This window comes from Streptomyces sp. NPDC052023 (assembly GCF_044548465.1).
Classification (GTDB): Bacteria; Actinomycetota; Actinomycetes; order Streptomycetales; family Streptomycetaceae; genus Streptomyces.
This window is the reverse complement of the sequence record NZ_JBIUBW010000003.1, coordinates 292,320-304,406: the sequence shown is the minus strand read 5'-3', so window position 1 is coordinate 304,406 and position 12,087 is coordinate 292,320. Positions and strand designations below refer to the sequence as shown.

General features: G+C 74.7%; 8 protein-coding genes and 1 pseudogene. 7 read left to right on the top strand and 2 right to left on the bottom strand.

Translation table 11 applies throughout. The annotated features are described in order from the left end of the window. Positions 1-52 precede the first annotated feature (52 nt). From lanKC to ACIHCM_RS08950, 4 genes are all read left to right on the top strand, one after another. On the top strand, positions 53-2,632 hold the full coding sequence (gene lanKC, locus ACIHCM_RS08965) for a class III lanthionine synthetase LanKC (protein ID WP_399891410.1): 2,580 nt from the start codon (positions 53-55) through the stop codon (positions 2,630-2,632). 65 nt (positions 2,633-2,697) lie between these two features. After that, positions 2,698-2,808, top strand: coding sequence for a SapB/AmfS family lanthipeptide (locus ACIHCM_RS08960; protein ID WP_393108356.1), 111 nt, complete (start codon positions 2,698-2,700; stop codon positions 2,806-2,808). Between the two features lie 82 nt (positions 2,809-2,890). Beyond that, entirely contained in the window at positions 2,891-4,600 is a 1,710-nt protein-coding gene (locus tag ACIHCM_RS08955; protein ID WP_399891407.1) for an ABC transporter ATP-binding protein, read from the top strand. Beyond that, positions 4,501-6,453 (top strand): ATP-binding cassette domain-containing protein, encoded by a 1,953-nt coding sequence (locus tag ACIHCM_RS08950; RefSeq protein WP_399891404.1) that lies wholly within the window; start codon positions 4,501-4,503, stop codon positions 6,451-6,453. The genes ACIHCM_RS08955 and ACIHCM_RS08950 overlap by 100 nt, the downstream gene beginning before the upstream one ends. On the opposite strand, the pseudogene ACIHCM_RS08945 reads toward ACIHCM_RS08950, so the two are convergent. After that, positions 6,376-6,660: pseudogene (locus tag ACIHCM_RS08945) on the bottom strand (LuxR C-terminal-related transcriptional regulator); the annotation flags it as partial. The gene ACIHCM_RS08950 and the pseudogene ACIHCM_RS08945 overlap by 78 nt on opposite strands. Positions 6,661-7,201: 541 nt before the next feature. Between ACIHCM_RS08945 and ACIHCM_RS08940 the strand changes: the two are divergent. After that, the gene (locus ACIHCM_RS08940) at positions 7,202-9,358 is read left to right on the top strand and encodes a SpoIIE family protein phosphatase (RefSeq protein ID WP_399891400.1); all 2,157 of its coding nucleotides are present in this window, start codon (positions 7,202-7,204) and stop codon (positions 9,356-9,358) included. 72 nt (positions 9,359-9,430) lie between these two features. On the opposite strand, the gene ACIHCM_RS08935 is transcribed toward ACIHCM_RS08940, so the two are convergent. Then, positions 9,431-10,798 carry a S1 family peptidase gene (locus ACIHCM_RS08935; RefSeq protein ID WP_399891397.1) on the bottom strand — a complete coding sequence of 456 codons (1,368 nt, stop codon included), beginning with the start codon at positions 10,796-10,798 and terminating at the stop codon, positions 9,431-9,433. A gap of 187 nt (positions 10,799-10,985) precedes the next feature. Between ACIHCM_RS08935 and ACIHCM_RS08930 the strand changes: the two genes are divergently transcribed. Continuing rightward, entirely contained in the window at positions 10,986-11,399 is a 414-nt protein-coding gene (locus ACIHCM_RS08930; RefSeq protein ID WP_399891393.1) for a PaaI family thioesterase, read from the top strand. Between the two features lie 454 nt (positions 11,400-11,853). Beyond that, positions 11,854-12,069 (top strand): type A2 lantipeptide, encoded by a 216-nt coding sequence (locus ACIHCM_RS08925; protein WP_196456400.1) that lies wholly within the window; start codon positions 11,854-11,856, stop codon positions 12,067-12,069. Positions 12,070-12,087: the final 18 nt, after the last annotated feature.

Here is a 12,087-nt window from a genome sequence, read left to right as displayed (position 1 = left end):
CGCGGCCACCCGCCGGCTGGAAGGCTCGTGGCCGGTCACCGAGGGGGAGTGCATGGACAAGCGGTACGAGGTGTACGCGCTGGCGGACAGCCACTTCTACGACACGCCCGACCGGCTCGGAGGGGACGGCGAGCCGCTGTACGAGACGGCCCGCCGCCCGGCACCGGACGGCTGGACGGCGGCGCGCATGGGCGACTGGCTGGCGCTGACGCCGCTCGGCCCGGACGGCGGACCGGCGGCCGGACCCAGCCAGGGCTGGAAGATCCACGCCTCGGCGACCCGGGCGGACGCGGACCGGATCGCGGCGATCGTGTGGGACTACTGCGTGCCCCGGCGCATCCCGTTCAAGTTCGTCCCGGCCGCCCACCTGCTGCACCTGCGCAACGCCAAGTACGCCCCGCGCGACGGCAGCGGCAAGTTCGTCACCGTCTACCCGGCCGACGAGGAGCAGCTGCACCTGGTGCTCCGCGAGCTGGGCGAGCTGCTGAAGGGCTTCGAAGGGCCGTACATCCTCACGGACCTGCGCTGGAACGACGGCCCGCTGTACGTCCGCTACGGCGCCTTCGCGCGTTCCTACGTCGTCGACGAGCGCGGCTCGCTGGTGCCGGCGGTACGGGACGGCGAGGGCACTCTGGTGCCGGACCGGCGGGCGCCGTCCTTCCAGGTGCCCGGCTGGGTGACGCTCCCCGCCTTCCTCGAACCGCAGCTCGCGGCGCGTAACACCACCACCGTCGGCGACCTGCCGTACCGGATCGAGAAGGCGCTGCACTTCTCCAACGGCGGCGGGGTGTACGTCGGCACCGACACGCGCGACGGGCGCCGGGTGGTGCTCAAGGAGGGGCGGCCGCACGCCGGGCTGGCCGCCGACGGGGCCGACGCGATCGCCCGTCTGGAACGCGAGAAGGACGCCCTGGAGCGGGTGGCGGGCACCGGGGTGGTGCCCGAGGTGCGGGACTGGTTCACCCTGGGCGACCACCGGTTCCTGGTGATGGACTTCGTCGAGGGGCGGCCCCTCAACTCCTTCTTCGCCGAACGGCACCCGCTGCTCGGCCCCGATCCGGACCCGGAGGCCGTCGCCGCGTACACGGCGTGGGCACTGCGCATCCACCGCGCGGTCGAGCGGGCGGTCGAGGCGGTGCACGACCGCGGGATCGTCTTCAACGACCTGCACGTCTTCAACATCATGGTGGCCCCGGACGAGGAGACCGTCCGGCTGATCGACTTCGAGGCCGCCGCGCCCGTCACCGAGAACGGCCGCCAGATCGTCGCCCACCCCGGCTTCTTCGCCCCTCCGGACCGCCGTGGCACCGATGTCGACCGCTATGCGCTGGCCTGTCTGCGCCTCGCCCTGTTCCTGCCCGTCACCACCCTGTTCGTGGTCGACCGGGGCAAGGCGGCTCATCTGGCGGACGTGATCGCGGAGCAGTTCCCCGACGTACCCAGGAGCTTTCTGGACGAGGCGGTCGCGGAGATCACCCGGGGCACCGCCCGCCCGTCGGTGTCCACGCCGCTGGTCAGACCCGGGGACTGGCCGCACAGCCGCGACTCGATGGTCAAGGCCATCCTCGCCTCGGCCACCCCCGAACGCACCGACCGGCTCTTCCCCGGCGACATCACCCAGTTCTCCGACGGCGGCGGCCTCTCTCTCGCGCACGGCGCCGCCGGTGTGCTGTACGCGCTGGAGCTCACCGGCGCCGAACGGTACGAGGAGGGTGAGCGCTGGCTGCTGGCCCGTACCGACCCGCCTGCCGCGGGCACGCCGCTCGGCCTGTACGACGGTCTCGCGGGCGTCGCCCTGGTGCTGGACCTGCTCGGCCACCGCACACGGGCCCTCGACCTGATCGACGTCGTCCTGCGCGAGCGCTGGCAGCGGCTCGCCTCCGACCTGCACGGCGGACTCGCCGGACTGGGCCTGGTCCTCGGACACCTGGCGCGCACCACCGGGGAGCGGCGGCTGGCCGAGGGGGCCGAGGAGGCCGCCCGGATCCTCGTGGGACGGCTCGCCGAGCCGCTGCCCGACACCCCGCGCCGGCGGGCCGGGCTGCTGCGCGGTATGAGCGGACCCGCGCTGTTCCTGCTGCGCCGCCACGAGGAGACCGGCGAGCGGGAGCTGCTGGACGCGGCGGGGACGGCCCTGCGCCGGGACCTGGACTGCTGCGTCGTGCAGAAGGGTGGCTCGCTGGAGGTCGACGAGGGCTGGCGGACCATGCCGTACCTCGGCGACGGCAGTGCGGGCCTGGGCATGGTCCTCGACGACTATCTCGTCCACGCCGCGGACGGCGACGGCGCGTTCGAGCGGGCCCGCACCGGCATCCTCACGGCCGCCACCTCGCGCTTCTACGCGCAGCCCGGGCTGTTCCAGGGCCGCGCCGGAATGATTCTGCACCTCAGCCGCACCACCGCACCGGACGCCGACCGGGCCCGGCTGGACGAACAGGTCGCCGGGCTCGGCTGGTACGCGATGGCGTACCAGGGCCAACTTGCCTTCCCCGGGCACCAGATGATGCGGCTGTCGATGGACCTCTCCACCGGAACGGCGGGCTGCCTGCTCGCGCTCGGGGCCGCCCTGGGCGACCCGGCCGCCGTGCACCTGCCGTTCCTGCCGCCGCCCGGACGGCGGCGGCCCTCATAGACGCGGCTCCGCGATCCGCCGGAGTCGTGACACCACCCCGTCCCCTTGGATGAAAGGACACGAAGATGGCACTGCTCGACCTGCAGGCGATGGACACCGAGGACTACACCGGCGGCCAGAGCACCCTGAGCCTGCTCTCCTGCGTCAGCGCGGCGAGCATCACGCTCTGCCTCTGACCACCTGCACCCCGCACCGCCCCGGGCGGCCACTCCTCACGAGGAGGGGCCGCCCGGGCTCCGTCCAGGAGGCGGTACTCCCATGGCAGTTGTCACGTCACGGCCGGGCGCCGGCGCCCGGGGGCTGTTGCGTCCGGCAGGGCGGCACAGCGTCGCGCGGTGCGTGGCGCTGGGCCTGGCGGGAACGGCCGCCACCGGGGCCGCACTGCTGCTGCCCGCCGCACTGGGCCGGGCCCTGGACACGCTGCTGGCGGGCGGGTCGGCGACCGGCTGGGTGCTGTGCTGCACCGGGCTGGTGCTGCTGGCCGCCGTGCTGGACGCGGCGGAAACCGTGCTCGTCGGGACCGTCGACGCCAGGACCACGGCGTGGCTGCGCCGCCGGGTGAGCGGGCATGTGCTGGCGCTGGGGCCGCGGGCCGTCGCCCGGTTCGGCTCCGGTGACCTGGTCGCGCGGGTCGTCGGCAACGCCGCACAGGCCGGGACGGCGCCGGGCGCCCGCGCGACGCTGCTGGCCGCGTGCGCCGGGCCGGCCGGGGGCATGGTGGCGCTGGTGCTGATCGACCCGTGGCTGGCGGCGGTCCTCGTCACCGGGGCTCCCGTGCTGGCTCTCCTGCTGCGCGCCCTGTCCCGCGACACCGCGCGGTGTGCCACCGGCTACCAGCGGGCGCAAGGGCGGATCGCGTCCGCGCTGGCCGAGGCGGTCGCCGGCCACCGCACGATCCGGGCGGCCGGCACGGCGGACCGGGAGACGGCGCGCATCCTGCGGCCGCTGCCCGAACTGGCCCGGGAGGGCCACCGCATGTGGCGGGTGCAGGGGCGGGCCGCCGGACAGGCCGTGGCCGTGGCGCCGTTGCTCCAGCTGGGCGTGGTCGCCGTCGCGGGGATACTCCTCGCCCGGCACCGGCTGTCCGTGGGCGAGGTCCTCGCCGCCGCCCGGTACGCGGTACTCGCGACCGGCGTCGGTGTGCTGGTCGGGCAGTTGTCCGGCCTGGCCCGCGCCCGCGCGGCCGCCACCCGGCTCGCGGACGTACTCGCGCAGCCGGCCCCCACGCACGGCTCCCGGCCGCTGCCGCCCGGCCCCGGCCGCCTCCAGCTGCGCGGCGTCACGGCCCGCCTGGGCACCCGCACCGTCCTCGACGGCGTCGATCTCGACGTGCCCGGCGGCACCACCCTCGCCGTGGTGGGCCGCTCCGGCACCGGCAAGTCCCTGCTCGCCGCGCTCGCCGGACGCCTGGCCGACCCGGACGCGGGCGACGTCCTGCTCGACGGTGTCCCCTTGCGCGACCTCACCCATCGCGACCTGCGCGGCGCCGTCGCGTACGCCTTCGCCCGGCCGGCGCTGCTCGGCACGACGGTGGAGGACACCCTCGCCCTCGGGCTCCCCTCCCCCGCTCCCGACCGGGTCCGCGAGGCCGCCCGCACCGCCCACGCCGACGACTTCGTCCGCCGCCTGCCCCACGGCTACGCCACCCCCTGCGCCGAAGCCCCGCTCTCCGGCGGCGAGGCCCAGCGCCTGGGTCTGGCCCGCGCGTTCGCGCACGGCGGCCGTCTGCTGATCCTCGACGACGCCCTGTCCAGCCTCGACACGGTGACCGAACACCGCGTCACGCGGGCCCTGTCGGCCCGGCTCCGCGGCACTCGCCTCGTCGTCGCCCACCGGCCCGCCACCGCGGCCCGCGCGGACGCGGTGGCATGGCTCGACGGTGGCCGGGTGCGGGCCGTGGGCAGCCACGCGGAGCTGTGGGGGGACGCGGAGTACCGGGCGGTCTTCGGGGACGGGGGGCGCGCGTGAGCGGCCACGGGGTGCTCCGGCAGGGGCTGGGTTTCCTGGCGCCCCGGTGGCGGGTGCTCGTGCGGCTCGGTGCGTGGTCGGTGCTGGAGACGGCGCAGACCTTCCTCGTCGGGTACGCGCCGGCGCGGGCGCTCGACGCCGGGTTCCTGGCGGGGCGCACGGGGGCCGGGCTGGCATGGCTCAGCGTGGCCGCCCTGGGGGTCCTGGCCGGGGCGTTCGGCACCGGCCGCGTGTACTGGGCGGTCGCCGATCTGGTCGAACCGCTGCGCGACCGGCTCGTCACCCGGGTGGTCGCGCGAGGGGTGCGGGAGGCGGACGGGGGGGCGCTGTCCCGGCTGACCCAGCAGGTGGAGATCGCCCGGGACACCTTCGCGGGCCTGGTGCTGGTCTCCCGCTCGTTCGTGTTCACCAGCGCGGGCGCCCTGATCGGCCTGTTCTCGCTGGCCCCGGCGCTGCTGCTGGTGGTCGTGCCGCCCCTGGTGGCCGGGCTCGTGCTGTTCCTGGCCTCGCTACGGCCGCTGGCACGCAGGCAGGAAACCTTCCTGACCGCCGACGAGGCGCTCGCCGGGCATCTGGGCGAGGTCTGTCCGGGGCTGCGGGACATCACCGCGGCCGGGGCGGAGGCGCGGATCACCGCCGGCATCGAGGAGCGCGTCGACGCGGAGCTGCGGGCCGCCCGTTCGCTGGCCCGCTGGTCCGTGCTGCGCGTGGCGTCCCTCGCCGTCGGCGGCCAGCTGCCGGTCGTGCTGCTGCTCGCCGCCGCGCCGCTGCTCCTCGCGCACGGCGTCACCGCGGGCGCCCTGGTCGGTGCCCTCGCCTACGTCACCCAGTCGCTGCTCCCCGCCCTGCGCAACCTGGTCCACGGACTGGGCACCAGCGGCTCCCGGCTCGCGGTCGTGCTGCGCCGCCTGGTACCGCCGGATGCGCCCGCGAGCGGCGCGCGCACGGCGGAGCCGCCCCCGGCCCGGGCGGACGGCCCTCCGGCTGCCGCCCTCACCGTCTCCTCCCTCACCTTCGCCTACGGCCCCACCAGTACCCCCGTGATCGAGGACCTCGACCTCGCCCTCGCCCCCGGCGCCCACCTGGCCGTCGTCGGCCCGAGCGGCATCGGCAAGTCGACGTTCACCGCCCTGGTCGCCGGTCTGCTCGCCCCCCGGCACGGCACCGTCCACGTCCACGGGCATCCCGTCCCCTCGGAGGCCGCCGCCGGGCGCCGCGTCCTGATCCCGCAGGAGGCCTACGTCCACACCGGCACCCTCGCCGAGAACCTGGGCCATCTCCGCCCCGACGCGATCCCCGAGCGGGAACTGCTCGCCGCGGCCGAGGCGGTCGGGCTCGCGCCCCTGCTCGACGCGCTCGGCGGGCCGCGGGCGCCGGTCGATCCGGCGGCGCTGTCGGCGGGCGAGCGCCAGCTGATCGCGCTCACCCGGGCCTATCTGTCGCACGCGCCCCTCGCCCTGCTGGACGAGGCGACCTGCCATCTGGACCCCGAGGCGGAGGAACGGGCGGAGCGGGCGTTCGCCGCGCGGCCGGGCGGCACCCTGGTCGTGGTCGCCCACCGCATCGGCTCGGCCCGCCGCGCCGGCCGCGTGCTGCTCATGGACGGCCCGCGCACGGCGTACGGCACCCATGACGAGCTGGTACGGAGGTCACCCGCCTACCGGGCCCTCGCCGGGGAGGAGGCCCCGCCCTCACAGCCAGCCCTCGCCGCGCGAGATGCGGATCGCGTCGACGCGGTTACGGGCACCGGTCTTGCGGGTGATGGCCGCCATGTAGTTGCGCACCGTCCCGTGGGACAGGTGCAGGCTCCCCGCGATCTCCGCGACGGAGGCGCCCTCGGCGGCCAGGGCTAAGACGCTCAGCTCTCTTCGCGTCAGCGGCATCTCGGCGGCCTTGAGGAAGCCGAAGCCCAGCGAGTCGTCGACGAAACGTTCCCCCGCGGCGACCCGGCGGATCGCCCGGATCAGCCGCTCCGGCGAGCCCGCCTTGTCGACGTAGCCGAGCGCGCCCGCCTCGATCGCCCGTCTCAGCAGGCCGGGCCGGTTGCCGTTGGCGAGCACCAGCAGTCTGGGCGGCGTCCGGCCCGCCCCGCCCGCGGTCAGTTCGCCGAGCGGCGGTATGCCGTCACGGTCCACGCGGTCCAGGTCCGCGGCGCAGACGTCCGGCTGCACGGACCGGAGCCGGCCCGCGGCGCCCGACCAGGGGGTGTCGTGGACCCCCAGATCGGGTTCGCGGCGCAGCCAGTCCGCGAGGATGGATCGCACCAGACATGCGTCGTGCACCAGAAGTACCCGGATCACCGATGTCCCTTCCCGCTTGCCGTCGCCGATTCCCGGCCTTGAGCGCGTGCCCCAATTCTTGGCCGACGCGGCCCCGCCGGGGCACGCAAATCCGGCCAACGGGATGCGCGGGGGCGCGCGTGCCGCGCCCGTGCTCCACTCCACGCTTCGACTTCGGTGGATGGCCCCGGACGGTCGGGGTACGCGGTGCTTTTGCACAGTCACCGCCGGCGCCCCGAGGGTGGGCCGCTGCTCGCCGTGCGCGGCGGGCCGTCCCGAGGCAGATTGATCCCTGGGACTCGTCCCGCGGCGCTGCGAGGAGGTGGTCGGCGTGCCCGACGAACAGGCGCCCGCGCCGCGCACGGCCCCCGCCGGTGGTCCGCTGCTGTCGCTGGCCCTGGCCACGATGATGGACGGCGTCAACGCGCACTCCGGCGCGGTGTACCTGCTGGACGCCGACGAGACGGTCCTGGAGATGGCGGTGGCGGCCGGGTTGCCCCGGGCGTTCGCGGCGCCCTGGGAACGGGTCGGGGTGAACGCCCCCATCCCCGTCGCCGAGGCACTGCGTGAGCGGCGGCTGATCTGGGTGGGCGACGAGGAGGACATGGCCCGCCGCTTCCCCCGTGTCTCCGTGGTGCTGCCGTACCCCTTCGCGCTGGCCGCGCTGCCGGTGGCGACCGCCACCAGGGCCTACGGCGCGGTGTTCCTGACGTGGCCCGGCTCCCACCAGCACGAGCTGACCGACCGGGAGCAGGAACATCTGACCGCCGCGAGCGAACGGCTCGCCGTGCGGCTGGAGCGGGCGGTGCGGGAGAGCCGCCCCGTGCTCCCGGAGGCCGATCTGCTCGCCGCGCCGGCCGTCGGGAGCGCGGCCGGCACCCTGGGCTCGGTCGAGGCGGCGCGGATGGTCGCGCGGCTGCCGTACGGGCTGTGCTCGCTGGACGTGCACGGGCGGATCACCTACGCGAACGCCGCGGCGGCCGAGCTGATCGGCGTGCCGGCGGGCCGGCTGCAGGGCACCCAGCTGTGGGCGGCGGTGCCGTGGCTGAACGATCCGCTGTACGAGGACCGGTACCGGGCCGCGCTGCTCAGCCAGCACGCCACGTCGTTCGTCGCGGTGCGCCCCCCGGCGGACTGGCTGTCGTTCCGCCTGTATCCGAGCGCGACGGGCCTGAGCGTCCGGGTGAGCAGGGCGCGGGCGGTGTCCGAGATGAGCCGTGCCGTGCCGCCGTCCGGCGACGGGCCGTCCAGGCTGGTGACCATCTCCCAGGTGCTGAGCCTCGCCGGCGCGCTGACGGAGGCCGTGACCGTGCAGGACGTGGTGGAGCTGGTCGCCCAGGAGGTAGCCCCGGCACTGGGCAGTCAGGCGCTGGTGCTGCTCGGCTCCCGGGCGGGCCGGCTGCATGTGCTGGGGCACCGCGGCTATCCGGACCCGCACGTCGTGGAGCGGTTCGACGGTTCGCCGCTGAGCGCGCCGACGCCGGGCGCGCACGCGCTCAACAGCGGGGTGCCGGCGTTCTTCGAGTCCCGGGCGGAGCTGGAACGGCTGTATCCGATCCGGCACGCGACCCCGGACGGCTTCGCGGCCTGGGCCTACCTGCCGCTGATCGCCTCCGGGCGCCCGGTGGGCACGTGCGTGCTGGCCTACGCCGAGCCGCATGCCTTCCCCACCGACGAGCGTGCCGTGCTGACCAGCCTGTGCGGGCTGATCGCCCTCGCCCTGGAGCGCGCCCTGCTCTACGACGCCAAGCACCAGCTGGCGCACGGGCTGCAGGCCGCTCTGCTGCCGCCCTCGCTGCCGCCGCTGCCGGGCGTCGACACGGCCGCGCGCTATCTGCCGAGCACCCGGGGCATGGACATCGGCGGTGACTTCTACGACGTGATGCCGCTTCAGGGGACGGCGGCGGCGGTGATCGGGGACGTGCAGGGGCACAACGTCACGGCGGCCGGGCTGATGGGGCAGATCCGCACCGCGGTCCGCGCGTACACGACCGTGGGTCAGACGCCCGCGGAGGTCATGCGCAGCACCAACCGGCTGCTCATCGACCTCGGGGCCGAGCTGTTCGCCAGTTGTCTGTATCTGCGGCTCGACCCGGCGCGCGGGCGGGCCGTGATGGCCCGGGCCGGGCATCCGCCGCCGCTGCTCAGGCGCCCGGACGGCAAGGTACGGGTGCTGGACCTCGCGGGTGGTCCGCTGCTCGGGATCGACGCCTCGGCGGCGTATCCGACGACCGAGGTGGACCTGACGCCGGGTTCGGTGCTCCTCCTCTACACCGACGGGCTGGTGGAGTCCCCCGGGGTCGACATCGAGGACGCGCTCGCGGAGCTGGGACGGCGGCTGGGCGGCGCCGGGCACCTGCCGCTGGACGAGCTGGCCGACGTGATGATGGGTCAGGGGCGCTCGCAGGAGCGGGTCGACGACGTGGCGCTGATGCTGCTGCGGGCGCGGGAGCAAGGCAACGAGGGTGGGGAGGCCTGAGGGAGCTGGGCACCGTACGAACGGGACGGTCCGGTCCTCCCGCCGGAGGGCCGGACCGTCGTCAGCCGCGGGTCACCCGGTTCCGGTGAGCCCGGAGCCGTCCTCCACGCCCGCGTGGTCCCCGCCGGCACCGGCGCCCTCGCCACCGGCTTCCTCACCGGCCTGCTCACCGCCGGCTTCCTCACCCGCGCCCGCCCCGTCACCGGCACCCGCGCCGGCTTCGTCACCCGCACCGGCGCCTTCACCGGCACCGGCGCCCGCTTCGTCACCCGCTTCGTCACCGGCGCCCGCGCCGGCGTCGTCACCGGCCCCGGCTCCCTCCGCGGCACCGCCCAGCGTCGCGCCGACCGCCGCCAGCGCCGTGGTGACCGGCTGGAAGAAGGTCTCGCCGCCGGCCGTGCAGTCGCCGCTGCCGCCCGAGGTCAGGCCGAGGGCCAGCCCGTCCTGGGTGAACATCGAGCCGCCGCTGTCGCCGGGTTCGGCGCACACGTCGGTCTGGATCAGGCCGGTGACCGTGCCCTCCGGGTAGTTGACCGTGGCGTCGAGGCCGGTGACCGTGCCGTCGGCGAGGCCGGTGGTGCTGCCCATCCGGAACACCTCCTGACCGACGGTGGCCTCCGCCGCCTGGGAGATCTGGACGGTCTGCCCGCCGCCGACGTTGACGTCGCTCGGCGCCTCGGTCGCCGGGTCGTCGTACTTCACGAGCGCGAAGTCGCCCTCGCCGGGGAAGACGGCCTGGTCGACGGTGGCGATCGGGGCGCCGCCCTGCGCGTCCGACCACTCGGCCACGGCGACGCCGCAGTGACCGGCGGTCAGGAAGGCCGGGGAGCCGTCGCCCGCGGTGACGTTGAAGCCGAGCGAGCAGCGGGAGCCGCCGCCGAATATCGCGTCGCCGCCGGAGGCGAACGTCTTGAATGTGCCGGCCGACTTCTGGATGGTGGCCATGCCGGTGCCGAGGCTGCGCACGGTCGACTCCAGCGTGTCCCACTTCTCGCCGGTGACCGTACTGTCGGCGGTGACGCGGATCTTGTTGGTCCTGGGGTCGACGGCCCACGAGGTGCCCGGGATGGTGGCCTCGGTCTTCAGGGTCTGCGCCGCGGACTTCAGTTCGGCGGTGCTGTTCTCGACCTGGCGGACGGCGGCGCCGGCCTTCTTGGCCTGGACGACCAGCTGGTTGTTGTCGCCGACCACGTTCACGACGAGCTGCTGGTCGTCCTCGTCGTAGTAGGAACCGGCGAAGGCGTCACCGAGCAGACCGGCGAGCTGTGAGGCGAGGTCCGAGGCGTCGCCCGCCTTCAGGGTCCTGGGCGCCGCGGCCGTGTCCTCGGCGCCGTCCTGGGACGCGTTGGCGTTCGGCAGGAGAAGTGCCGCCGCTCCGAGCGCCGCCACGCCGCCCACCGCGATGACGGCCTTGCGCTTCGGAATTCGCTTGTGACTCAAGGGTTCTCGACCTCCTGGAGGACGGGGTCCGTGCCGCCGTCTCTCGGCAGCTGTTGGGGCGCCTGGATGGCCACTGGTACGCAGGGGGCGTGCGGGACGTTCAATTCCGCTTCGCCGCGCGCCCGTCCGCACGCCGAATCGGCCATGCTCCGCGCGCGCCCGCCGCGTGCGGGGAACAATCCCCCATATGACGATGACCACCGCCGAAGCCGACAAGATCCTCTCCGCCAACTTCGCCCCCTGGGTGCTGGAACTCGGCCTGTCCGTGGAGGACTTGCGCGAGGACCGGGCCACCCTGCGGCTGCCCTGGTCGGCAGCGCTCGCCAGGGAGGGCGGCGCACTGTCCGGGCAGGCCCTGATGGCCGCCGCCGACACCGCCACCGTGATCGCCGTCTCGGCGGCGCGCGGCGCCTTCGTGCCGATGACGACCGTTCAGCAGTCGACGGCCTTCCAGCGCGCGGTGACGGACTCGGATGTCCTGATCGAGGCGGTGCTGACCAAGCTGGGCCGCCGGATGGCGTTCGCCGACATCGCCATGACGGCCGAGCGAACGGGGGAACTGGCGGCCCACGCCACCACCGTCTACGCGCTCCTGGGCTGATACGGCCGGTAATCGATCAGCAACGGTCCGTCTCGGACCAGTAACGGAATCCTCGCTTCAGGGAATCTGCACATTCAATACTCAACCAAGTCACCGGGCCCCGGGGTTCTGCACATTCGCGCACCCCGGGGCACGCCTTTGGGGCGGGAGTGCCGGATTCGCCGGCCGGACGGCAAGAGCCGGTACGGGGCGATGCCGGGCACCATGTGAAGAAGTCGCCGACAAGCCGTGCCCATGCCTGCACGGATCGGGACCGCTGGGACTCAAGTGCCCTGATGAGGCCTGTGTTTGATTGGAAGCCCCCCGTCGCCGCGTGCTTTGATCCATCGCACCGCGGGGTCCGCGAGGGCTCACCGGCCAGGGGTGCCCGGCGCCCGCGGTCGCGGCCGTCCATCTGTCCCCAGAGGGGGCCGCTCCCCCCTTGTGAAATTGCCATACGAAGGGAAGTTCCATCATGAACTCCACCCCCCAGGTCGAGACCGTCGAGATCTCCGACGCCGAGCTCGACAACGTCTCCGGCGGCCTGTCCGTGAACGCCGTGAACACCGTCGTCGGCGCCGTGGACGGCATCGCCCCGGTTTCCGGTCTGGTCGACACGGTCGTCGGCACCGTCGAGGGTGTCACCGGCCTGAACACCGCCCCGGTCACCAACCTGGTCGCCGGTCTCTGATCGCACGCCAGTGCCGTT